Annotated in this window: 23 protein-coding genes; 19 read left to right on the top strand and 4 right to left on the bottom strand. The window is 44.4% G+C overall.

Translation table 11 applies throughout. The features are described from left to right. The first annotated feature begins 15 nt into the window (after positions 1-15). The 6 genes from prfA (at position 16) to A391_RS0101615 (ending at position 5652) form a co-directional block, all read left to right on the top strand. Entirely contained in the window at positions 16-1098 is a 1083-nt protein-coding gene (prfA, locus tag A391_RS0101640) for a peptide chain release factor 1 (RefSeq protein WP_019896889.1), read from the top strand. Beyond that, positions 1099-1977 carry a peptide chain release factor N(5)-glutamine methyltransferase gene (prmC, locus tag A391_RS0101635; protein WP_019896888.1) on the top strand — a complete coding sequence of 293 codons (879 nt, stop codon included), beginning with the start codon at positions 1099-1101 and terminating at the stop codon, positions 1975-1977. A gap of 63 nt (positions 1978-2040) precedes the next feature. Further along, positions 2041-2520, top strand: coding sequence for a BLUF domain-containing protein (locus A391_RS0101630; protein ID WP_019896887.1), 480 nt, complete (start codon positions 2041-2043; stop codon positions 2518-2520). Positions 2521-2568: 48 nt separating this feature from the next. Then, on the top strand, positions 2569-3711 hold the full coding sequence (gene metX, locus A391_RS0101625) for a homoserine O-succinyltransferase MetX (protein ID WP_019896886.1): 1143 nt from the start codon (positions 2569-2571) through the stop codon (positions 3709-3711). After that, the gene (gene metW, locus A391_RS0101620) at positions 3701-4318 is read left to right on the top strand and encodes a methionine biosynthesis protein MetW (RefSeq protein WP_019896885.1); all 618 of its coding nucleotides are present in this window, start codon (positions 3701-3703) and stop codon (positions 4316-4318) included. The genes metX and metW overlap by 11 nt, the downstream gene beginning before the upstream one ends. A 44-nt stretch (positions 4319-4362) precedes the next feature. Continuing rightward, positions 4363-5652 carry an AmpG family muropeptide MFS transporter gene (locus tag A391_RS0101615; protein ID WP_051089085.1) on the top strand — a complete coding sequence of 430 codons (1290 nt, stop codon included), beginning with the start codon at positions 4363-4365 and terminating at the stop codon, positions 5650-5652. Positions 5653-5807: 155 nt separating this feature from the next. On the opposite strand, the gene A391_RS0101610 is transcribed toward A391_RS0101615, so the two are convergent. Further along, complete coding sequence (locus A391_RS0101610) at positions 5808-6578, bottom strand: exodeoxyribonuclease III (protein WP_019896883.1); 771 nt, start codon at positions 6576-6578, stop codon at positions 5808-5810. Between the two features lie 32 nt (positions 6579-6610). Between A391_RS0101610 and pyrE the strand changes: the two genes are divergently transcribed. Both pyrE and A391_RS0101600 read left to right on the top strand, forming a co-directional pair. Continuing rightward, positions 6611-7264, top strand: coding sequence for an orotate phosphoribosyltransferase (pyrE, locus tag A391_RS0101605; protein ID WP_019896882.1), 654 nt, complete (start codon positions 6611-6613; stop codon positions 7262-7264). Between the two features lie 78 nt (positions 7265-7342). Beyond that, positions 7343-8029, top strand: a complete 687-nt coding sequence (locus A391_RS0101600) for a DUF4124 domain-containing protein (RefSeq protein ID WP_019896881.1) — start codon at positions 7343-7345, stop codon at positions 8027-8029. Between the two features lie 164 nt (positions 8030-8193). On the opposite strand, the gene gatB is transcribed toward A391_RS0101600, so the two are convergent. From gatB to gatC, 3 genes are read right to left on the bottom strand one after another with little or no spacing between them, the layout of a single operon-like run. Next, complete coding sequence (gene gatB / locus A391_RS0101595) at positions 8194-9642, bottom strand: Asp-tRNA(Asn)/Glu-tRNA(Gln) amidotransferase subunit GatB (RefSeq protein ID WP_019896880.1); 1449 nt, start codon at positions 9640-9642, stop codon at positions 8194-8196. Beyond that, positions 9642-11141, bottom strand: a complete 1500-nt coding sequence (gene gatA, locus A391_RS13585) for an Asp-tRNA(Asn)/Glu-tRNA(Gln) amidotransferase subunit GatA (protein WP_019896879.1) — start codon at positions 11139-11141, stop codon at positions 9642-9644. Before gatA ends, gatB begins: the two co-directional genes overlap by 1 nt. Positions 11142-11148: 7 nt before the next feature. Beyond that, the gene (gene gatC, locus A391_RS0101585) at positions 11149-11463 is read right to left on the bottom strand and encodes an Asp-tRNA(Asn)/Glu-tRNA(Gln) amidotransferase subunit GatC (protein WP_019896878.1); all 315 of its coding nucleotides are present in this window, start codon (positions 11461-11463) and stop codon (positions 11149-11151) included. A gap of 289 nt (positions 11464-11752) precedes the next feature. On the opposite strand from gatC, the gene A391_RS0101580 reads away from it, so the two are divergent. The 11 genes from A391_RS0101580 to gshA all read left to right on the top strand — a co-directional run bounded on the left by A391_RS0101580 (position 11753) and on the right by gshA (position 23007). Beyond that, positions 11753-12796: a rod shape-determining protein gene (locus A391_RS0101580; protein WP_019896877.1), complete on the top strand. Its 1044-nt coding sequence runs from the start codon at positions 11753-11755 to the stop codon at positions 12794-12796. Between the two features lie 173 nt (positions 12797-12969). Further along, entirely contained in the window at positions 12970-14013 is a 1044-nt protein-coding gene (gene mreC / locus A391_RS0101575) for a rod shape-determining protein MreC (RefSeq protein ID WP_019896876.1), read from the top strand. After that, entirely contained in the window at positions 14000-14479 is a 480-nt protein-coding gene (mreD, locus tag A391_RS0101570; protein ID WP_019896875.1) for a rod shape-determining protein MreD, read from the top strand. The genes mreC and mreD overlap by 14 nt, the downstream gene beginning before the upstream one ends. A gap of 7 nt (positions 14480-14486) precedes the next feature. Beyond that, positions 14487-16421 carry a penicillin-binding protein 2 gene (gene mrdA, locus A391_RS0101565; RefSeq protein ID WP_019896874.1) on the top strand — a complete coding sequence of 645 codons (1935 nt, stop codon included), beginning with the start codon at positions 14487-14489 and terminating at the stop codon, positions 16419-16421. Beyond that, complete coding sequence (gene rodA / locus A391_RS0101560; protein WP_019896873.1) at positions 16414-17508, top strand: rod shape-determining protein RodA; 1095 nt, start codon at positions 16414-16416, stop codon at positions 17506-17508. The genes mrdA and rodA overlap by 8 nt, the downstream gene beginning before the upstream one ends. A gap of 27 nt (positions 17509-17535) precedes the next feature. Continuing rightward, positions 17536-18507, top strand: coding sequence for a septal ring lytic transglycosylase RlpA family protein (locus A391_RS0101555; RefSeq protein WP_019896872.1), 972 nt, complete (start codon positions 17536-17538; stop codon positions 18505-18507). An 18-nt stretch (positions 18508-18525) separates the two neighbouring features. Next, a complete protein-coding gene (locus tag A391_RS0101550; RefSeq protein ID WP_019896871.1) occupies positions 18526-19704 on the top strand; it encodes a D-alanyl-D-alanine carboxypeptidase family protein in 1179 nt (392 codons plus the stop codon). 28 nt (positions 19705-19732) lie between these two features. Next, complete coding sequence (locus tag A391_RS0101545) at positions 19733-20014, top strand: HP0495 family protein (RefSeq protein WP_019896870.1); 282 nt, start codon at positions 19733-19735, stop codon at positions 20012-20014. Positions 20015-20032: 18 nt separating this feature from the next. Beyond that, positions 20033-20683: a lipoyl(octanoyl) transferase LipB gene (lipB, locus tag A391_RS0101540; RefSeq protein WP_019896869.1), complete on the top strand. Its 651-nt coding sequence runs from the start codon at positions 20033-20035 to the stop codon at positions 20681-20683. Beyond that, the gene (gene lipA / locus A391_RS0101535; RefSeq protein ID WP_019896868.1) at positions 20664-21632 is read left to right on the top strand and encodes a lipoyl synthase; all 969 of its coding nucleotides are present in this window, start codon (positions 20664-20666) and stop codon (positions 21630-21632) included. The genes lipB and lipA overlap by 20 nt, the downstream gene beginning before the upstream one ends. 64 nt (positions 21633-21696) lie before the next feature. Further along, positions 21697-23007, top strand: coding sequence for a glutamate--cysteine ligase (gene gshA, locus A391_RS0101530; RefSeq protein ID WP_019896867.1), 1311 nt, complete (start codon positions 21697-21699; stop codon positions 23005-23007). Positions 23008-23012 lie beyond the last annotated feature (5 nt).

The following is a 23012-nucleotide window of genomic DNA, read 5'->3' as shown; positions in this document are numbered from 1 at the left end:
CTAGAGAAATAAACAATGAAACCAAGCATGATAACCAAGCTCGCCAACTTGAGCGAGCGCCTAGATGAGATTGACCGTTTGATGAGCAGTGAAGGCATCACTAACGACATGGACAACTATCGAAAACTGACCCGTGAGCATGCGGAAATCACACCGATTGTAGAACAATATCGTGCCTTTGAGCAGGCCGAAGCTGACATCAGCGAAGCGCAAAGCATGCTGAGCGATCCAGAAATGAAAGCGTTTGCACAAGAAGAAATCGAAGCAGGCAAAGCGAAGTTAGAGGCAATTGAAGCTGCACTACAAACACTGCTGCTGCCTAAAGACCCTAACGATGAGAAAAATATTTTCTTGGAAATCCGCGCAGGCACGGGTGGCGATGAGTCAGGCTTATTTGCGGGCGACCTATACCGCATGTACTCTCGCTATGCAGAACGCCAAGGCTGGAAAGTAGAAGTCATGTCTGCCAACGAAGGCGAGATGGGTGGCTACAAAGAAATTATCGCTAAAATTGAAGGCTACGGCGCTTATTCAAAACTGAAATTTGAAAGTGGCGGTCACCGCGTACAACGTGTCCCTGATACCGAAACCCAAGGGCGCATTCATACCAGCGCCTGTACGGTAGCCGTATTGCCAGAGGCGGATGAAATTAACGACGTAGCAATTAACCCAGCGGACGTTCGTATCGATACCTTCCGTGCCAGTGGCGCAGGTGGGCAACACATTAACAAAACCGATTCAGCTGTACGTCTAACCCACGCCCCTACAGGTATTGTGGTGGAGTGCCAAGAAGGCCGAAGCCAGCATGCCAACAAAGCACAGGCATTTGCCGTATTGGCCGCACGGATTAAAGCCAAACAAGTGGATGAACAACAAAGTAAAATCGCCAGCGAGCGTAAAAGCCTCATTGGTAGCGGAGACCGCTCAGAGCGTATTCGCACCTACAATTACCCCCAAGGCCGCATTACTGACCACCGCATCAACTTGACCTTATACAAAATTGATGCGATTACCGAAGGCGATATGGACGAGTTGATTGGTGCATTATCAGCAGAGCATCAAGCTGACTTATTGGCCAGCTTGGGCGACGACAACTAATTGACGCAAACAGTTCGCACCACTTGGGCTAAAGCACAGCATCGCCTCATTAAAACGCTATCATTAGAGGGTAACGAGGCGAAATTCGAGGCCCAACTCTTACTACAAAATGTGCTGAACGTGAATCGTGCATGGCTACTAGCGCACGAGAGTGACGCACTACAAGACAAGATAAAAGCCGACTTCGAATCGCTACTTGCACGCCGACTTCTAGGTGAGCCGATTGCTTATATTTTAGGTCAGCGTGAATTTTTTGGTCTAAATCTGATTGTGACGCCTGACACGCTAATTCCACGGCCAGATACTGAAACATTAGTAGAAACTGCTTTAGACAAAATCCCCACTGATACACCATTTACAGTGCTAGATTTAGGCACAGGCACGGGTGCAGTCGCACTAGCCATCGCCGAGCACCGCCCAGAAGCTCAAGTAACAGCAATCGATGCATCAAGTGGCGCACTTGATATTGCCAAGCGCAATGCCAACCAGCTGGATTTAACGCAGGTTGATTTCCGCCTGAGCAACTGGTTTTCAGCACTGGAGGGCGAAAGATTTAATCTGATTGTCAGCAACCCGCCTTACATTGAACAGCATGACATCCACCTAACACAAGGAGATTTGCGATTCGAACCAATGTCGGCATTAGCCTCAGGTACCGACGGCCTTGATGACATTCGTCAAATCGTAGACAACTGCCTATTACACCTGCACCCTCAAGGCTGGCTAATGCTAGAACATGGCTACAACCAAGCGCATTTAGTCACAGATTTAATGGCACAGAGTGGGCTGATTGACATCACAACCATCAAAGACCTTGGTGCTAATGACCGCGTGACGATAGGAAAGAATCCACTGATCGTCAGTACACACTGGGATTAGCATCACCTGAACGAAGTACTAGCGCTTTTGTCACAGTTATACACAACATCGCTGGAGAACTCGATGTCAGAAACGAATCAACTCATACTATTAGCATACACCAGCGTCGCAGCACACCACATGACGCATGATGAATTACTATCGCTACTAAATTCCGCTCGTACCTGCAATCAACGCCAAGGCATCACTGGCATGCTGCTCTATATGGATGACTGCTTCTTTCAAGTACTGGAAGGGGAAGAGCAGCTAGTAGATGCTCTATACGAGAAAATATGTCTAGATGAACGCAACCACCACGTCGTCAAGCTGATCAGAGAGCCTATTGCAGAAAGAAGCTTTACTGAATGGACCATGAGTTACGAGCACGTCACCCGTGAAGAGATGGCCTCTTTCACTGGATTAACTGACTATCTTGACCAAGATCACCCAGGATTTAACGGCATGGCGGCTGGTCGTGCACGTCAACTCATCGAGTCATTTAAGGATGGTCAATGGCATCGACATGACTTAACGCAACAAAAATTTATACACATCGGCACATAGCGCATTAGCAACATAAACTTTTACAGTGCTACATAGTATAATCATACTATGTCTGAAAATAACACTATCGGCATTGTTGCCCCACAAACTGCGCACTTTAACGAACCGCTGACGCTTAAAAGCGGCGCAGCGCTCTCACAATTTGACCTTGTATACGAAACCTACGGCACATTAAATGCCGATAAATCCAATGCTGTCCTGATTTGCCATGCGCTTTCAGGCACGCATCATGTTGCTGGCAAATACTCCGAAAAAGATAAGTATCCAGGCTGGTGGGATAACTTAGTAGGTCCTAACAAACCACTAGATACCAATAAATTTTTCGTCATCGGCGTTAACAACCTAGGCGGCTGTCATGGCAGCTCTGGGCCGGTAAGCACCAATCCAGCAACAGGAAAACCATGGGGCTCTGAGTTTCCTATTGTCACAGTAGAAGATTGGGTAAATTCACAAGCACGTTTGTTAGACCAACTTGGCATTACTCAACTAGCCGCAGTCATTGGTGGCAGCTTGGGTGGCATGCAAGCGTTACAGTGGACAATCGCTTATCCTGACCGTGTTCGCCACGCATTAGTGATTGCCTCTGCACCTAACCTCACTGCCCAGAACATGGCATTTAATGAGGTTGCACGCCAAGCCATTATTACAGACCCAGAATTTCACGGTGGTGACTACTACGAACATGGCGTGGTACCTCGTCGCGGCTTGCGCATTGCGCGTATGCTTGGCCACATTACTTACCTGAGTGATGATGCCATGGGTGAAAAATTTGGCCGCAAACTTAAAGACAGCATTAAATATAGCTTTGACGTTGAGTTTGAAATGGAATCTTACCTGCGTTACCAAGGGGATAAATTCGCTGGCGAATTTGATGCCAACACCTACTTACGCATGACCCGCGCATTAGACTATTACGATCCTGCATTAGCCTATGGCGGAGATTTGAGCAAAACCCTAAGTCAAGTCAAAGCTAAGTTTCTAGTGCTGTCATTCACTAGTGACTGGCGCTTCTCACCCGCACGCTCACGCGAGATAGTAAAAGCACTGCTCGATAACGAACGCACTGTTAGCTACGCGGAAGTGACCGCAGCACATGGTCATGATGCTTTTTTAATGCCCGACGAGCATTACCACGCGATTTTGCGTACTTATTTAAGCAATATTGAAGTTGGTGGCAACCATGCAAAATAATGTAAATATTACAAAAAACGTTGCACAGTATCGTCAAGATTTTGCGATTATTGCAAATTGGGTAAAGTTTGGCTCCAAAGTACTAGATTTAGGTTGCGGAGACGGTGAGTTATTGCAATTTTTACAAAGCTCGCTTGAGGTAAAAGGATACGGCGTAGAAAAGAATGATGCCAATTTGCTAGCATGCGTTGCTAGTGGCACAAATGTCATTCAAATGGATTTAGAAGATGGCTTATCGGGCTTTGAAGACCAGTCATTTAATACGGTGATTCTTTCGCAAACACTGCAAGCCATGCACAATACGGAAGAAATCGTACTGGAAATGCTGCGCGTGGGTAAGGAAGTGATTGTCACATTCCCTAACTTTGGCTACTGGCGCAATCGTATGCAAATCGCTACGGGTAATATGCCAGTTTCTAAGACACTACCTTATCAATGGTTTGATACACCCAACGTACACCTTTGCACGATCAATGATTTTGACCAATTTTGTAAAAATCACAATATTGAGATATTAGAGCGTCGCGTAATTACAGATGGCAAAGAGGTGAATTTAATGCCTAATCTGCTTGGCAGTTTGGCAATGTACCGCCTGAAATCCAAGTAATTATTTTGCAAACAGCCGCACAGCTAACCATACGTCAATCACTCATGAGCAAAAAAATGCTCATCTGTGTATTTACAGGGTTTAGCTCAGGCCTCCCACTCTTCATACTGATCAGCCTACTACCAGCATGGCTGCGCTCAGAGGGAGTAGACCTTAAATCGATTGGCTTGTTTGCATTAATCAGCCTGCCTTTTACATGGAAATTCCTATGGGCACCACTATTTGACCGCTTCACACCCCCGCTAGGCCGCCGCCGTGGCTGGTTGGTCATCTGGCAAGTATTATTACTGCTATCAATTCCAGCTTTTGGTGCCTTTAACCCAAAATTTGACATATGGAGTATTGCTTATCTAGCAACAGTGGTCGCTTTCTTTAGCGCATGCCAAGACATTGTACTAGACGCCTACAGACGAGAGTTACTGATAGACGCAGAACTAGGTCTAGGTAATGCCGTACATGTGAATGCATATAAAATTGCAGGCTTAGTACCTGGCTCTCTATCACTCATCCTCGCAGACCACCTGCCATGGAGTAGCGTGTTTATCATTACAGCGCTATTTATGCTGCCAGGCCTCATCATGACGCTATTGATAACGGAACCTGCATTAAGATACGGTGCGCCAAAAACTTTACGCGCGGCGATTGTAGAGCCATTCAAAGAGTTCATCGAACGTAACGGACTAAAATCTGCACTATTCATCCTCGCGTTTATCTTCCTATACAAACTAGGGGATAGCATGACTACCGCACTGGCTACGCCATTTTATTTAGACATGGGTTACAGCAAAACTGAAATCGGCTTAATCGCTAAGAATGCAGGCCTTTGGCCGAGCGTACTAGGCGGCCTTATCGGTGGCCTTTGGATGATTAAGCTTGGCATCAACAAATCATTATGGATATTTGGTGCAGTGCAGATGATCGCCATTTTAGGCTTTGCTTGGCTTGCGGATGCAGCAAACAACCCTACCTTATTTAGCTCGTTTTTTGAATTTCAAATACTCGGTACCAGTTTTAGCTTGCAAGAGCGCTTATTATGGTTAGGCATGGTGATTGGAGTTGAGGCGCTGGGCGTAGGGCTGGGGACGGCCGCTTTTGTTGCTTACATAGCAAAAACCACGCACCCACTTTACACCGCCACTCAATTTGCATTGTTTACTAGTTTGGCTGCTGTGCCGCGTACTTTTGCCAATGCGGCAACAGGTTACATGGTAGAGAGCCTAGGATGGCGCGACTTCTTCATCCTCTGCTTTTTAATTGCCATTCCAGGCATGGTGCTACTATTAAAAATAGCACCATGGAACGAGACTGCAAAAGATATTCAGCAAAATAACTAAGATTACCAATCTACAGTAACAAATCGCGACGGAGCGTCGCTCCTACATACGACTTTCATACGACTTTTCAAGCGATTTATCGCTTAGAAAATCGGAGTGCCCGTGGTACAAAAGCGAATACATGGCTGCGTTATTTATAGAAATAACTATAAAAACTATTGGTATTCCACAATCAATGGCGCATGGTCACTAAAGCGCTCCTCTTTATAAACACTGGTGCTAATGGCTTTATTCGCAAAATCTGTTGTCGCAATCTGATAATCAATACGCCAACCCACGTTTTTAGCCCACGCTTGCCCGCGGTTGCTCCACCATGTATAACATGCATCGGTAGTTTCAGGGTGTAACTTACGGTACACATCTACCCAACCCACCTCATCAAATAACGCCGTTAGCCAAGCACGCTCCTCTGGCAAAAATCCTGAATTTTTACGATTGCCTTTATAGTTCTTAAGGTCAATTTCTTGATGCGCGATATTCCAGTCACCACAAATCACTACATCGCGACCACTATCTTTAAGCATTTTCAGATGCAACATAAAGCGCTCCATCACACTAAACTTAAAGGCTTGTCGTTCTTCACCACTTGAGCCAGAAGGTAAATACAATGACACCACACTTAAATTGCCAAACCTAGCCTCAATGTAACGCCCCTCGTTATCAATATCGGTAATGCCCAACCCCACTACAATGCTATCTGGCTTGGTTTTTGAGTAAATACCTACGCCGCTGTAACCCTTTTTTTCTGCGTAATGAAAGTAGCCAAAGTATCCTTCTGGATTCAACATTTCATCAGTCATATCGCCAGCTTGCGCTTTGATTTCCTGCATACAAACGATGTCTGCATCCTGTTTTTTTAACCACGTATATAAACCTTTATTGGTTGCAGAGCGAATGCCATTTAAATTTAACGATATAATCTTCAAAACTTAATTCCAAATAATTATCAGAAGCTATTATGACCCAATCACTCGATCAGTTCAGACAAGATTTTATCGCATTTGCGATTGAAAAAGAGGTTTTAAAATTCGGTGAATTTAAAACCAAAGCAGGCAGGCTAAGCCCTTACTTCTTTAATGCTGGTTTATTTAATGATGGCGAAAGTCTGATGAAACTTGGCGAATTTTACGCTAAAGCGATTAAAAACTCTGGCATTGAATTCGATATGTTATTTGGTCCAGCCTACAAAGGCATTACATTAGCGGCAAGTATTGCGATTGCACTTGCCAAAGATGGTCACAATGTCCCTTATGCCTACAATCGCAAGGAAGCCAAAGATCACGGCGAAGGTGGTGTGATTGTGGGTAGCCCATTGAAAGGTCGAGTTCTCATCATCGACGATGTGATTTCGGCAGGCACCTCAGTACGAGAGTCTGTTGAGCTAATTAATGCAAGCGGCGCCAGTGCTTGCGGTGTAGCGATTGCCATCGACAGACAAGAGAAAGGCTTAGGCGAGCTTTCGGCAGTACAAGAAGTGATTAACACCAACAAGATACCAGTTTGCGCTATTGCTAACCTCAATGATTTATTGACCTATCTACATCACAAATCTGAGATGGCGCAAAATTTGCATGCAGTTGAAGCATATCGACAAAAATATGGTGTCATTTAATTAACTACAGGCGGCTTGTTGCAGGACACTTGCTGATCCATAGTTAATGTAGCAACCAGAAAGGTTATTCACATCGACATGGAAAGATTGTTTAAACCGTTACAACAGCCAATCTCATTGGCTTCAGCTGCAATCAGTCAGGTTGCCACCAACACGCTCTGGTCATTAGCACTATGTCTAACGCTGTGTTCAATCCAATATGCACAAGCAGAGAGTACGGGGCGAATCGTAAAATGGAAAGATGAAAAAGGAGTCACACATTATGGTGACTCCATCCCTACTCAATACATTAATCGTGAAAACTCACTGATTAACCGTCAGGGCATTACTGTCAAACATAACAAGCCGGCACCAACTCAAGACAATACCGATGCGCTTGCAAAAATAGAACAAGCCAAATCAGAACAATCTAAAAAAGATAAAGCATTACTTGGCGCATTTACTAACGCCAACGAAATTGACTTAGCGTTAGAGCGTAATATTCAGCTAGATAAAATTGCACTAGAGAATTTACAGCAAGAAAAAGCTAACCATCAAAAAAGTATTGATACAAAAAAGGCAATGGTCGCCAGTTTTCAAAAAAGAAAGAAAGAAATTCCTAGCGAGCTGAAAGCTGACATTGCTGACGAACAGGCACAGATTGAAAGCCTAGACGAAAAAATAGCAGCTCGGAATACTGCGATTGGCGCGACCCGAAAACGTTTTGAAGAAGATAAAAAACGCTACCTTTTGCTTAAGAGCCAACCCAGTAAAGAAACACCATAAAATACAAAGTGACCTGTCGCGCAATCATTGCCTGACAAGCAAGCCAGTGAACCCAAATTACCAGCCTACAATTAAAAAAGCCTTACGGCTAACACCGCAAGGCTTTTATTTTTAGAGGCTCTATCAATGACTTACAAAAATTAAACTGACCCTAGTGATAAGAATTAAGCGCCTAGTTTTTTCTTCAACACTTCATTGACTTGAGCAGGGTTGGCTTTACCTTTTGAAGCTTTCATCGCTTGACCGACTAAAGCATTAAATGCTTTTTCTTTACCCGCTTTAAACTCTTCTACCATTGCAGCATTCGCAGCCAAAACTTCATCAATAATGGCTTCAATTGCGCCAGTATCTGATACTTGTTTTAAGCCTTTTGCGTCAATAATAGCATCAACTTCACCTTCGCCATTCCACATCGCCTCAAACACCTGTTTAGCTGCATTATTTGAAATGGTGTTATCAGCAATACGTTTTAGCAGACTAGCCAAATTCACTGCGCTAACTGGTGATGCAGCCAATGTTTTTTCTTCTGCATTCAGTTTTGCTGAAATAGCGCCCATCACCCAATTGGCAGCTGGTTTTGCATCTGCACCTGCGTCTACCGTTTCTACAAAATACTGAGCTAACTCACGGCTAGCAGTCAGGCTGGCAGCGTCATAGCTAGTTAAGCCAAACTGCGTTTCAAACCTTAGTTTCATTGCTTCTGGCAACTCAGGCATTTGTGCAGCAACTCGCGCTTTATCAGCTTCTGTAATGGCTAATGGCAATAGATCTGGATCAGGGAAGTAACGATAGTCGTTTGCTTCTTCTTTACTACGCATTGCGCGTGTTTCACCTGTATCTGGGTTAAACAGCACAGTTGCTTGCTGAATCGTACCGCCATCTTCCAAGGTTTCAATCTGCCAGCGTGTCTCGTACTCAATCGCTTGTTGCATAAACTTGAATGAGTTCAGGTTTTTAATTTCACGACGTGTGCCGAGCTTCTCTGTACCTTTTGGTCGCACTGATACGTTGACGTCACACCTAAAACTGCCTTCTTGCATATTGCCATCGCAAATACCAATCCACTGCACCAACTCATGCAGTTTTTTTGCATAGGCAACGGCCTCAGCCGCTGAACGCATGTCTGGCTCAGTCACAATCTCTAGCAACGGGGTACCTGCACGATTAAGGTCGATGCCACTCATACCTTCAACCGCACCATGCACAGATTTACCAGCGTCTTCTTCTAAATGCGCACGCGTGATGTTAATCACCTTTTCATAAGCAGCATTTTTGCCAACAGCTGGCACTTGTATGGTCACCGCACCTTTACCCACTACTGGTAGCTCATACTGGCTAATTTGGTAGCCTTTAGGTAAGTCTGGATAAAAGTAGTTCTTGCGCGCAAATACTGAGCGCGGAGCAATTTCTGCGTTCACCGCTAAACCAAACTGTATCGCGCAATTAACTGCTTCTTTATTCAGCACTGGCAGAACCCCAGGCAATGCAATACTCACTTCACACGCTTGCGTGTTAGGCTCTGCACCATAAGTGGTTGAAGCACCTGAGAAAATTTTAGTATTTGTTCTTAGTTGGGTATGCGTTTCCAACCCAATCACGACTTCCCATTCCATTATGCGTTTCCTTCTGGCTTATCCAGGGTTGGTGCTTGAGCATGCCAATCTGTCACTTGTTGATACTGATGCGCCACGTTCAACATACGCGCTTCATCAAAATAGTTACCAATAATCTGTAACCCTACTGGCAATGGCTTACCATCTGCACTTGTAGCAAAACCAGCTGGAACACTCATGCCAGGCAAACCAGCCAAGTTGGTTGAGATGGTGTAAATGTCTTGCAGATACATGGCAACAGGATCATCCACTTTCTCACCTGCCTTAAACGCGGTAGATGGTGCTGCAGGTCCCATAATTACGTCACATTTTTTGAAAGCTACCTCGAAGTCTTGCGCGATTAAACGACGAATCTGCTGGGCTTTAAGATAATAAGCATCGTAATAACCTGCACTTAACACGTACGTGCCAATTAAAATGCGGCGTTTAACCTCTGCACCAAAGCCCTCAGCACGGCTCTTGCAGTACATATCCATCAAATCAGTATATTCTGACGCACGGTGGCCATAACGCACACCGTCATAGCGAGATAGATTGCTTGACGCCTCAGCCGGCGCTAGCACGTAATAAACAGGAATAGACAAGCCTGTATTTGGCAGTGAAATTTCTACAATCTCGGCGCCTAGTTTCTTGTATTCAGCAATTGCATCTTCAATCACCGTTGCAACCCCAGCATCCAAGCCGTCTGCAAAAAACTCTTTAGGTAAGCCAACTCTTAAACCCTGCAACGGCTTATTTGGATTTGAATTGTAAAGCTCACGGGTGTAATCTTCTTTGTCACGATTCAAACTAGTTGAGTCGCGCTCATCAAAACCAGCCATCACATTCATCATCAATGCACAGTCTTCAGCAGACTTTGCCATCGGTCCCGCTTGATCCAAGCTAGAGGCAAACGCGATCATACCGTAGCGTGAAACCACACCGTAGGTTGGTTTTAATCCAGTAAAGCCACACAATGAGGCTGGCTGGCGAATTGACCCACCAGTGTCCGTGCCAGTGGCTGCCGCACATAAACGCGCAGCCACTGCCGCAGCACTACCGCCGCTACTGCCGCCAGGTACACGAGTGAAATCCCACGGATTTTTCACGCCACCAAAGTAACTGGTTTCATTCGATGAGCCCATCGCAAACTCATCCATATTGGTTTTACCCAAATTCACCGCACCAGCATGATCAAATTGCGTAATCACGTGCGCATCATAGGGTGCGATAAAGTTTTCCAACATTTTCGAACCACACGTTGTTTTCCAACCTTCTGCACAGAAAATATCTTTTTGTGCGATAGGGATACCAGTCAGCGGCGTAGCATTGCCAGCGGCAATACGTACATCTGCCGCTTTAGCCTGAGCGAGCGTTTTTTCGTGATCCAATGCAATATAAGCATTAATCACTGGGTTATACGCATCAATTCGATTCAAAAAGGTTTGTGTCAGCTCTACGCTAGAAATTTCTTTATTAGCCAACATTTGGGCTAAAGTTTTTAAGCTACTGTTGATCATATTGCGATTACTCGATTACTTTAGGGACAAGATAAAGACCGCCATCTACCGCACGCGCTTCGGAACCATTGCCAATTGCAGGCGAAATTTTTTGAAACGCCTCACGCTGATTGGTTTTGGTCACCACATCGTCTCGTAAACGCTGCACCACATCTTGCGAATGTGACATCGGCACAATGCCGTCAGTATTCACTGCCTGCATTTGCTCGATAAGGCCTAAAATCCCAGTCAGTTTTGACAAGGTTGCAGCAGCATCGCTATCGCTCACTTCAATACGGGCAAGATGCGCTATTTTTTTGATATCTTCAGTACTAAGTGCCATACTTCTAACAGTCCGAAATGTATAGTTGAATTGGGTAGGTAAAAAACCTATTTTTATATATTGTTTGTCAATTGAAGGACAGTGCAAGTGACACAATCGCTATTAAGCTTACGCCACTCTCTTAAAATTATCCCCATGCACCTTAATTTTCCAATGCATCTTAATTTTCAACAAGATATACGGTATTATAACCTGATTTTACGTGTACCTTAATTGCGTCAGTGACGATTACCAAAGGATTAAACAAGTAAACAGTATTAAACAAGCTCCACACCACAGGAAAAACATAATGTTCGGTTCTATTAGTAGTTATTTTTCAAATGATCTTGCCATTGACCTAGGCACAGCAAACACCCTTATTTACTCTCGCGGCAAAGGCATCGTACTTGACGAACCGTCAGTCGTTGCTATCCGTTTAGAAGGTGGCCCTAATGGCAAAAAAATCCTTCTAGCCGTTGGTGCAGAGGCAAAAGGCATGCTCGGTCGAGCACCTGCCAATATTCAAGCCATTCGCCCAATGAAAGATGGTGTGATTGCAGATTTCACCATCACAGAGCAAATGCTTAAGTACTTTATCCGCCGCGTGCACGATTCACGCTGGTTTGCGCCAAGCCCACGTATTATCATTTGCGTCCCTGTTGGCTCTACCCAAGTTGAGCGCCGTGCCATTAAAGAATCTGCTGAACGCGCTGGTGCTAAACAAGTATTTTTAATTGAAGAGCCGATGGCAGCCGCAATTGGTGCGGATATGCCAGTATCAGAAGCAACAGGCTCGATGGTCGTCGATATCGGCGGCGGCACGACTGAAGTGGGCGTTATCTCACTTGGCGGTATCGTGTATGCAAAATCAGAGCGCGTAGGTGGCGATAAATTTGACCAAGCAATCATTGATTACATCCGTCGCAACTACGGCATGCAAATTTCAGAGCCTACTGCTGAAGCCATCAAGAAAAAAATCGGCTCTGCTTTCCCAGGTTCAACCGTACTGGAAATGGAAGTGACTGGTCGCAACCTTGCAGAAGGTTTACCACGCAAATTTACAATTTCAAGCAATGAAATTCTTGAAGCACTGACTGAGCCACTCAACGCTATCGTCGGTGCCGTAAAATCAGCGCTTGAACAAACACCACCAGAGCTAGGCGCAGATATTGCAGAAAAAGGCATGGTACTCACTGGCGGCGGCGCACTGTTACGCGATCTAGATCGTCTACTGGTTGAAGAAACTGGTTTACCAGTGATTGTGGCAGAAGACCCACTTACCTGCGTGGCTCGCGGATGCGGTCGTGCGCTGGAGGAAATGGATAGACTAGGCAGCATTTTCGCTTACGAATAACCAAATTACCATCAAAAAACTAAGCATGCTGAAAACGGTAAATATTACTGCGACTGAGTACCCACCAGTTTTTAGCTTTTGGTTTAATTGAAACCATCACGATAGGCCGTATTGATACGGCCTATCGTTTTCCTACTAATCGCATTAACGTTTGGAACTAAAACACACTCACAATGGCTGGCTATCATCAAAATCTGGATCAACAACAAGCCCCAGCTTTTTTTGCGCGCGGTCCAAGTCCGCTTGCACGCCTAGCGTTCTTTTCTGCACTGTCATTAGCGCTAATGGCAACCGATTCACGGTTGCAATATCTAGGTAGCCTACGTGAACATTTAATGGTGGTGTTACAACCCTTGCAACTCATTGCAAATGCACCCTCCATGCTCTACGAATCAACGAACGAGTATTTTTCTACGCACCACCGCTTGCTCAATGAAAATCAGCTGCTAAGAAAACAAGCTTTGATACAAGCAATTTCTTTGCAAAAGATGAAAACACTTCAGCTAGAAAACACCAATTTACGCGAGTTGCTACAAGCCAATCAATCACTTGAAGAATTTAGTCAGCTTGGCGAAATTCTACATGTAGGTCGCGACCCTTTTACCAAAAAGATAGTCGTGAATCGAGGTAGTGTTCATCATGTGGTGGAGGGTGCCGCGGTTGTTGATGCAAAAGGCGTGATTGGGCAGGTGACACGCACTTATCCAGCAAGTAGTGAAGTCACGCTGATTACTGACAAATCACTCACCATTCCCATCCAAATTGAACGTAACGGATTACGAGCAATTGCTTTTGGGCATGGCCGTGACAACACCTTAGACCTACCTTTCCTGCCAGCAAACGTAGATATCAAACCAGGCGACAAACTGATTACCTCTGGTATTGATGGCATCTATCCGAAAGGGCTTGCTGTCGCTACTGTGACAAACATTCAAACCACGCCAGATTCACCGTTTGCTAGAATCATTTGCGTGCCTACAGGTGGGATCGAGAATCATAAGCAAGTACTACTCGTTAGTATCTCTCAACTAGAAAGCACTAACAGCGCAGTCAGCACTAATCAGACAACAGAAAATACCGGCACCAGCGTTACCGCTGCTGAAACAGTAAAAGCACCTCCGATGAAGGCATCGGGACAACATAAAAAAATAACGAATGGCGCACCTGTAACAGCCATTGACTCTAGCACCCCAAACAAACCAAATGCACAAGACTAAGTTACAAACGATCTACTTATCACTGCTAATCGCATTCATATGCCTACTGCTGCCTTGGTCAGGTGTTGCACTTAAGCTACGCCCTGATTTTGTATTATTGGTCATCATTTTCTGGATACTCCGCGCACCCAATAAATGTAATATTGGCACTGCTTGGTTTATCGGTTTATGGGTAGATTTAGCGACAGGCGGCGTCTTTGGACAACATGCGCTTGCTTATACCGTCACTACTTTTGTGGCCGTCATCTACCAGCGTCGCTTGGTATTATTCAGCAACACACAGCAACTAGTTTATGTATTACTACTATTATTGATTTCACAACTTACCTTACTCACAGTAAAAACCTTTGCTGGTAATGAATCACTAGGCTGGGCTTACTTTTTACCTAGCTTCACAGGCGTCATTTTGTGGCAAACTGCCGTTGCACTTGGCTTGAACACCAGCAGAGCCTCTCGTAGTAAATGAGGTAAGTATGGTTGCTGAACTCAAAAACTATATTCATGAGCAATATTATTTTAGGCTACGCCTAGGTGTCGCAGGCTTAGTTGTACTTAGCTTATTTGCGCTACTCGCATTTCGCTTTTATTATTTACAAATACTGCATTACAACCACTATCAAACGCTAGCAGAAAACAACCGCATTTCTCTTGTCCCCACCATTCCTAACCGGGGTTTAATTTTAGATAAAAATGGCGTTGTACTCGCACATAATTTTTTTGTTTATACGTTAGAAATCACACCAGCTAAAGTAAAAAATCTCGACAACACGATTACCGAACTGGGCCAACTGATTGAAGTTAGCTCATTAGATAAAAAGCGCTTTAAAAAATTTAGAGAACAAAGCCACAGCTTTGAAAGCGCACCAATTCGCACGCATCTTAATGAAATTGAGGCGGCTAAATTTGCAGTTAACCATTACCGATTTCCTGGCGTTGAAATTAAATCACGATTGTTTAGACATTACCCACTTGGTAAGCTGGGTTCACACATGGTGGGCTACATCGGGCGCATTAATGACAAAGACATAGAAAACCTTAAACAAGAAGGCGTTTATTCAAACTATAAAGGCTCAGATCACATTGGTAAAAGCGGCTTAGAGCAATTTTATGAGCAGCAGCTACACGGCACCACGGGTTTCCAACAGGTGGAAATTGATGCAGATGGTCATGCCGTGCGGGTGTTATCTAGCAACGCACCGGTTCCTGGCGACAATTTGATTCTTTCCGCGGACAGTAAACTGCAAGAAATTGCCGAAACTGCATTTGGCGAGCGCCGTGGTGCAATGGTTGCCATTAATCCAAAAACAGGCGAAGTGTTAACCTACGTCAGTCAACCAACATTTAACCCAAATCTATTCGTAGATGGGATTGATACTGAAAACTGGAAGCTGCTTAATGAGTCTTTAGACAAACCACTCATTAACCGCCCACTTAGAGGCATTTACCCACCTGGCTCCACATTCAAGCCGTTCGTCGCACTGGCCGGGCTAGAGGCAGGGAAGCGCAATCCACCTTTTGCGATTCAAGACCCAGGTTTCTTTATGCTGCCTGGTAGCCGACATCGCTATCGCGACTGGAAACCAAGTGGACACGGCATGGTAGATATGCAAAAAGCGATTACCGTTTCTTGTGACACCTTTTTTTATGGGTTGGCCATGGAGTTAGGAATAGAAAGACTCACATCATTTGTGCGCCATTTTGGATTTGGTAGAAAATCTGATATTGATATTAAGGGTGAAATCGAAGGCTTATTACCAACACCAGAATGGAAAATGCGTCGTTACAAACAACCTTGGTATCCAGGTGAAACTGTGATTATTGGGATTGGGCAAGGTTATACGCTAGCAACACCGCTACAATTAGCGCAAGCTACTGCAATTCTGGCGAACAATGGCGTCGCCATGAAACCACATTTAGTGACAAAAATTCAAAATGGCTTAACGGGTAAGCAAGTATTCATTCCTAACATCGTGCAAGACCGCATCACGCTAAATCCTGATAATGTGGAGATTGTAAAACGTGGCATGGTAGACGTCACCTTACCTGGTGGTACTGCTGCGAGTGTCGGTGCAAACGCTGGCTACTCAATCGCTGCAAAAACAGGTACGGCCCAAGTGATTGGCATTAAGCAAAACGAGAAATATAACGAGCATACTATCAATGAACGCCATCGTGACCATGCATTGTTTATTGCATTCGCCCCCGCTGAAGACCCAACCATCGCACTTGCTGTGATTGTTGAAAACGGCGGCCACGGTGGCTCCGCAGCTGGGCCTATCGCAAGAAAAGTCATGGACTATTACTTATTAGGAAAAACGCCGGCTATCGAACCTGCGGCTGTGGCGGAACCATTACCAGCAAGCGCAACCGGCACCACGACTACCTCAGAAGAAGAGTTCCATGATTAGCAAAATCTTTCATTTTCTATTCAAGCATTTCGACTCATTCTTAATGGCTTGCCTGTTTTTTGCTTTGTTATTAAGTTTATTTGTTCTTTACAGTGCATCAGGCCAAGACTTTTCACGCATTTATGCACAAGGCGTTAACGTTGCTGTGGCACTGGGTGCGATGTGGCTAGCCGCCAACATTTCACCGCTGAATCTGGAGCGTGCGGCGCGTCCACTTTACATCCTTGGGTTATTGCTACTGATAGGTGTCGCACTATTCGGGACCATCAGTCATGGTGCGCGCCGATGGCTAAATTTAGGCTTCATGCAAATTCAACCTTCTGAATTAATGAGAATTGCCGTACCAATGATGCTCGCTTGGTATTTTGCCAGTAGAGAAGGCAAACCTAGCGCCAGCAACTTTGTGGTAGGTAGCGTATTGCTAGCAATTCCTGTCGCACTCATTATGAAACAACCTGACTTAGGCACATCATTATTGATTGCGTCTTCCGGCTTCTATGTATTATTTCTGGCCGGCTTAAGTTGGCGGTTTCTATTAATAGCATCAGCCTCTTTACTCGCACTTATGCCTGTTTTTTGGTCGTTATTGCATGAGTACCAAAGAAAACGTATTGAAATTCTGTTTGACCCCACCCAAGACCCATTAGGCGCTGGTTACCATACGATTCAGGCGATTATCGCGATTGGGTCTGGCGGCGGCGCGGGCAAAGGCTGGCTCAATGGCACGCAAACGCAACTCGACTTTTTACCAGAACGCACTACGGACTTTATTTTTGCTGTCTTTAGTGAAGAATTTGGCTTTTTAGGCAATATGTTACTGCTCACTCTATTTAGCTTGATTATCGCCCGTGGATTAGTGATTGCATCACAGGCGCAAAACACATTTTCTAGACTATTAGCTGGTAGTATTACCCTTAACTTTTTCTCATATGCATTCGTGAACATGGGAATGGTAAGCGGCATATTACCTGTTGTTGGTGTACCATTGCCGTTAATTAGCTATGGTGGCACCTCGCTGGTGACACTGTACCTAGGTTTTGGCATACTGATGAGCATACACACGCATAAAAAACTCGTTGCAACCTAGTTACTTGTATTGCAGAGGAGGAATTCAATGGTTATTTTCCAAAAAAGCTTCATTATTTTGTGGTTGGTATTGTTAGCTGGTTGTGCCAGTACAAACAGCACAAAACCTGAATCAACAAACACCAAAAGCCCACCAGCAAAACAATCTAAAGAGTCTAATAATAAAGGCGGTTATTACCTTGATGACGGCCCTGGCGACAACACCTCAATTGATATTGCTAGCATTCCGGATGCCGAACCTAGAACAGAAAAGCCGCTCGTCAGTAGCAACAAACCCTATCAAGCTCTAGGTCAAAAATATGTTCCGATGAAAACCTATGCACCTTATTCAAAACAAGGTGTTGCGTCATGGTATGGAAAGCGCTATCACGGTAGAAAAACCTCTAGCGGCGAAGTCTATGATATGTACGGCATGTCCGCAGCACACACCACTTTACCGATTCCTAGCTATGTAAAAGTAGTGAATCCTACCAATGGACGTGCTGTGGTCGTAAGAGTCAACGACAGAGGCCCTTTTAAACATGATCGTTTAATTGATTTGTCCTATGCGGCCGCCTATAAACTTGGTTTAGTCGCCCAAGGCAGCGGGCTAGTAGAGGTCACTGCGATTGATACCAGCCCAGAAGCTTTAAGTATTGCCGCTAAGACGAATGTTGCAGCTGTAGAACCATCCAGCACTAGCACAGCTCAAACAACTGAATTAATAAGCTCAAGCAATACTAATAACACGTTGATATCCCAATCAGCGCCCAGTAAAGCAATATCGCCCTCGGGCTATTACGTACAAGCAGGTGCTTTTAAGAGTGAAGCCAATGGTGAATTGTTACAAAAGAAAATTATGGACCTAGACCTTGCGGGCGATGCAGCCGTCACTAACGTGTATAATAATGGTTTGCATCGTGTCAAATTAGGTCCTTTTTCAAGTAAAAGAGAAGCAGACATTCATGCAAACAAAGTACGAAGCCAGCTAAATATATCAGCCATTGTTACCAATCAGTAAACCCAACCATTGAATCTCATGCATATCATCAAAAAATACAGCTTAACGCGCATTATTACCAACTCTTCTTTAGCCATTACTTTGGCTATTACCTCTTTCACAAACTTAGCACATGCCGGTGCTGCACAGATTGCACCACCGCCAAGTTTAGCGGTCAAGGCATACTTACTTAAAGATTTTAATAATGGGCATGTGGTTGCACAACACAATGCGAGCATGCGTGTAGAGCCAGCTTCACTCACAAAGATCATGACTGCCTACCTCGTATTTAAAGCAGTTAAAAACGGCCATTTACAACTAAACCAAACGCTACCTGTAAGCGAACATGCTTGGAAAACTGAAGGCTCAAAAATGTTTATCGAGCCTAATAAACCTGCCACTGTTGATGAACTTCTACATGGCATGATTATTGTTTCAGGTAATGATGCATCAATTACGCTGGCCGAAGGAATTGCGAGTACAGAGCAACAGTTTGCGCAAATGATGAACAAAGAGGCGCAACGTTTAGGGATGAAGAGCACGCATTACATGAATGCTACTGGCTTACCAGACCCACAACATTACACCACTGCAGAAGATCTAGCGACCTTAGCCATGGCACTAATTCGCGACTTTCCAGAAGAATACAAACGCCTGTACTCTGTTAAAGAATATACCTACAACAATATTAAACAAGCAAACCGCAACCGTCTTTTATGGCTAGACCCTAACGTAGATGGCATGAAAACCGGCCATACCGAGTCTGCAGGTTATTGTTTAATTTCTACGGCAAAACGCGACAACACACGTCATATTTCAGTCATTCTAGGTGCTCCGACTGACACAGCGCGTGCCACTGAAAGCCAAAAACTATTGAACTATGGATTTCAATTCTTTGACTCAACTTTGGTATACAAACAAAACCAAGCGGTGAGTAAGCTTAAAGTTTGGAAAGGCGATGCAAATGAAATCTCATCAACCGTAGCAAGCGACCTTTACTTGACGCTGCCAAAAGGTGAGTACGCCAATGTTAAAGCGATTGTTTCAAGTACACAGCCACTAATTGCCCCAATCAAAAAAGGTCAAGTGATTGGCCAAGTTAAATTTGTACTCAATGGCAGAACCATCAGCGAACGTGCATTAATTGCAAATAAGTCAGTCGCTGCAGCAGGCTTATTTGGTCGGGCTTGGGACTCTATTAAATTAATGATGCAATAACAACCTAACAAAATTAAACGCAATTAAGATGACTGATATCGACCCACAAGTAACACCACCACTCATCGAGTTCCCCTGTCGATTTCCTATTAAGGTGATGGGGGAAACACAAGAAATATTCTCGACGACGATTATTAGCTTGATTCAAACGATTGTGCCAAGCTTTAATGCTGAACATATCGAAATGCGTGCAAGTTCTAATGGTAAATATATCAGTTTGACATGCTCTGTTGATGTCGTTTCGCAGGCCCAGCTTGATGATGTTTATCGCTTGTTAACATCACACCCATTAGTGAAGTACACGCTTTAAGTTACTCATCCATTAGTGATGTTAAACAATATCATTGTTAGAAATTTAGGCGTTACCTCATTTGAAGCAACATGCGAGGCGATGCAACAATTCACAACAGCTAGAGGGTTAGATTCAGCCGATGAAATATGGCTCACTGAACACCCTCCTGTTTACTCACTAGGACTCAACCGTAAACAGGTCGCACCACCTTCCCGTGATGATATTGCCATCGTGAATACGGACCGTGGTGGCAAAATCACCTATCATGGACCTGGGCAGGTCATCCTTTACGTGTTATTAGACCTATCAAGACGCAATCTTAATATACGTAGTTTAGTCAGCTTGCTAGAAAATACAGTGATAGAATTACTGGCCCAATACAAAGTAAACGCAGTAGCAAAAAAAGATGCGCCTGGCGTTTATGTAAGCTTAGCTAACTCAGACGAGGCAAAAATAGCCTCATTAGGGCTACGTGTTAAAAACAATTGTTGCTATCACGGCCTAAGCCTTAATATAGACATGGATTTAAGGCCATTTAGCGCGATTGACCCTTGTGGCTACAAAGGGCTTGCAGTGACACAAACTAAAGACTTGGGCATTGATGCCAATATACAAACCATTGGTGAGCAACTTGTAAAAATGCTTACCAGCAAACTAGAGCATTTGCATGACGAACGTAACCCCTAATAAAACGCCCACACCAAAAGTTGCTGGGGTAAAAGAAATTGACGCGGCAAAGACGTCGCGCATTCCCATTAAAATCATTCCGCAGCCAATTCAGCGCAAACCTGACTGGATACGCATGAAAGCACCTGATGGCGCACGGTATCAAGAGATCAAGCGTGTATTGCGTGAGAATAATCTGCATACCGTTTGTGAGGAAGCCAGCTGTCCTAACATTGGTGAATGCTTTAGTAGTGGTACCGCAACCTTTATGATTCTGGGCGATATTTGCACACGTCGCTGTCCATTTTGCGATGTCGCACACGGCAAACCGCTACCTCCAGATGTGAATGAACCAGAAAATCTAGCGAGAACGATTGCACAGATGCGACTCAATTATGTCGTCATTACCAGCGTAGATCGTGACGATTTGCTGGATGGTGGCGCACAACATTTTGTTGATTGTATCCAAGCGGTACGTGCACACTCACCCAATATCAGAATTGAAATATTAGTCCCAGATTTTCGTGGTCGCTTAGATATTGCACTTGAAATTCTTCGCAAGGCGCCGCCTGATGTGATGAATCACAACCTTGAAACGATACCAAGACTATACAAACAAGCAAGACCAGGCTCTGACTATCAAAACTCATTAAACTTATTAAAAGTATTTAGTGAAATGTATCCACATATTCCTACCAAATCAGGCTTGATGTTAGGTTTGGGTGAAACTGATGAGGAAATTCTAGCAGTGATGCAAGACTTACGCGCGCATCATGTCAGCATGCTGACACTGGGGCAATATTTACAGCCTAGCGTGCATCATTTACCAGTGATGCGTTATGTTGAACCTCATATTTTTGAATCTTTAAAACAAAAAGCAGACGCGATGGGCTTTAATAATACAGCCAGTGGCCCCATGGTAAGAAGTAGCTACCATGCTGATGCACAGGCTCACCAAGTGATTACTTAAAACGGCACTGTATTGGCATAGCGATTACCCTAACTAACCGCGTTAAAGTTTAAAAAAGGAAAATATGGTTCCGCATTTAACAACAGCTCTCAATGGCCCACTTTTATCACTTGAAAAAAGCATGCTGGATGCCATGCCAAGAATTGAGCATTGGTTTCGTACAAAATGGTTAGACCATGCGGCGCCATTCTATGCGTCTGTTGATTTACGCAACGCTGGTTTCAAATTAGCACCTGTTGATACGAATTTATTTCCAGGTGGCTTTAACAACCTTAATCCAGAATTTTTGCATTTATGTGTGCAGGCAGCCATGGTCGCGGTAGAAAAGGTTTGCCCAGAGGCAAGCCGCTTACTTATCATTCCCGAGAATCACACCCGCAATACTTATTACCTGCGCAACGTAGTTGAGCTTGCAAATATCTTAAAACAAGCAGGCATGGACGTAAGAGTCGGCTCAATCTCACCAGAAATCACCGAACCTACCTTACTAGAAACACATGATGGTCAGCCGCTATTGTTAGAACCTGTGGTACGCGAAGGCAACCGCATCAAGTTGCCAGCATCCAAATTAGGCACTACCAATCTTACCGCATTTGATAGCTGTGCAATTTTGCTTAATAATGATTTATCCGGTGGCATTCCTGACATTCTTAAAGATTTAGAACAAGATTTAATTCCGCCGCTATACGCAGGCTGGAGTACACGCAAAAAATCACAACACTTTGCTGCTTATAACCGTGTTGCACATGAGTTCTCGGCATTGCTAGGTATAGATGAATGGTTGCTTAATCCATATTTTGAAACATGTGGCGAAATTGACTTTAATGACCGCACTGGCGAAGACTGCCTCGCTGCTAAAGTTGAATCATTGCTTGAAAAGATTAAAATTAAATACGCAGAATACGGCGTATCCCAAGAGCCATTTGTGATTGTAAAAGCCAATGCCGGCACCTATGGCATGGGTATTATGACTGTCAAATCCCCTGATGACGTACGTGGCCTAAACCGCAAGGCACGTAACAAAATGTCAGTGATTAAGGAAGGCTTAGAAGTCACTGAAGTGATTATTCAAGAGGGTGTTTACACGTTTGAGAGCATTAATGATGCGGTTGCAGAACCAGTAGTCTATATGATGGATCACTTTGTGATTGGCGGTTTTTACCGTGTACACACTGGTAGAGGCGTAGATGAAAATCTGAATGCGCCAGGCTCACACTTTGTGCCGTTGGCTTTTGAAAAACCTTGCACGCTACCTGACTGTGCAGGCGCGCCAGATGCCACCCCTAACCGCTTTTATGCGTATGGTGTAGTCGCACGTTTAGCGTTACTGGCTGCTGCAATTGAGTTGCAAGAACAAGACCCTTTAAATCAATAAAGTCT

It is taken from the genome of Methylotenera mobilis 13 (genome assembly GCF_000384255.1).
Taxonomy (GTDB): domain Bacteria; phylum Pseudomonadota; class Gammaproteobacteria; order Burkholderiales; family Methylophilaceae; genus Methylotenera; species Methylotenera mobilis_B.
The sequence above is the reverse complement of the archived record's forward strand: the minus strand, read 5'-3'. Positions and strand labels throughout refer to the sequence as shown.

Coding starts and splice junctions, on each gene's coding strand:
- gshA (WP_019896867.1), top strand. CDS start 21,697: ATGGTTCCGCATTTAACAACAGCTCTCAATGGCCCACTTTTATCACTT.
- metW (WP_019896885.1), top strand. CDS start 3,701: ATGCAAAATAATGTAAATATTACAAAAAACGTTGCACAGTATCGTCAA.
- A391_RS0101555 (WP_019896872.1), top strand. CDS start 17,536: ATGGTTATTTTCCAAAAAAGCTTCATTATTTTGTGGTTGGTATTGTTA.
- rodA (WP_019896873.1), top strand. CDS start 16,414: ATGATTAGCAAAATCTTTCATTTTCTATTCAAGCATTTCGACTCATTC.
- gatB (WP_019896880.1), bottom strand. CDS start 9,642: ATGGAATGGGAAGTCGTGATTGGGTTGGAAACGCATACCCAACTAAGA.
- pyrE (WP_019896882.1), top strand. CDS start 6,611: ATGACCCAATCACTCGATCAGTTCAGACAAGATTTTATCGCATTTGCG.
- mreC (WP_019896876.1), top strand. CDS start 12,970: ATGGCTGGCTATCATCAAAATCTGGATCAACAACAAGCCCCAGCTTTT.
- prfA (WP_019896889.1), top strand. CDS start 16: ATGAAACCAAGCATGATAACCAAGCTCGCCAACTTGAGCGAGCGCCTA.
- lipA (WP_019896868.1), top strand. CDS start 20,664: ATGACGAACGTAACCCCTAATAAAACGCCCACACCAAAAGTTGCTGGG.
- A391_RS0101630 (WP_019896887.1), top strand. CDS start 2,041: ATGTCAGAAACGAATCAACTCATACTATTAGCATACACCAGCGTCGCA.
- A391_RS0101550 (WP_019896871.1), top strand. CDS start 18,526: ATGCATATCATCAAAAAATACAGCTTAACGCGCATTATTACCAACTCT.
- gatA (WP_019896879.1), bottom strand. CDS start 11,141: ATGATCAACAGTAGCTTAAAAACTTTAGCCCAAATGTTGGCTAATAAA.
- A391_RS0101600 (WP_019896881.1), top strand. CDS start 7,343: ATGGAAAGATTGTTTAAACCGTTACAACAGCCAATCTCATTGGCTTCA.
- A391_RS0101615 (WP_051089085.1), top strand. CDS start 4,363: ATGAGCAAAAAAATGCTCATCTGTGTATTTACAGGGTTTAGCTCAGGC.
- A391_RS0101545 (WP_019896870.1), top strand. CDS start 19,733: ATGACTGATATCGACCCACAAGTAACACCACCACTCATCGAGTTCCCC.
- mreD (WP_019896875.1), top strand. CDS start 14,000: ATGCACAAGACTAAGTTACAAACGATCTACTTATCACTGCTAATCGCA.
- metX (WP_019896886.1), top strand. CDS start 2,569: ATGTCTGAAAATAACACTATCGGCATTGTTGCCCCACAAACTGCGCAC.
- gatC (WP_019896878.1), bottom strand. CDS start 11,463: ATGGCACTTAGTACTGAAGATATCAAAAAAATAGCGCATCTTGCCCGT.
- lipB (WP_019896869.1), top strand. CDS start 20,033: ATGTTAAACAATATCATTGTTAGAAATTTAGGCGTTACCTCATTTGAA.
- mrdA (WP_019896874.1), top strand. CDS start 14,487: ATGGTTGCTGAACTCAAAAACTATATTCATGAGCAATATTATTTTAGG.
- A391_RS0101580 (WP_019896877.1), top strand. CDS start 11,753: ATGTTCGGTTCTATTAGTAGTTATTTTTCAAATGATCTTGCCATTGAC.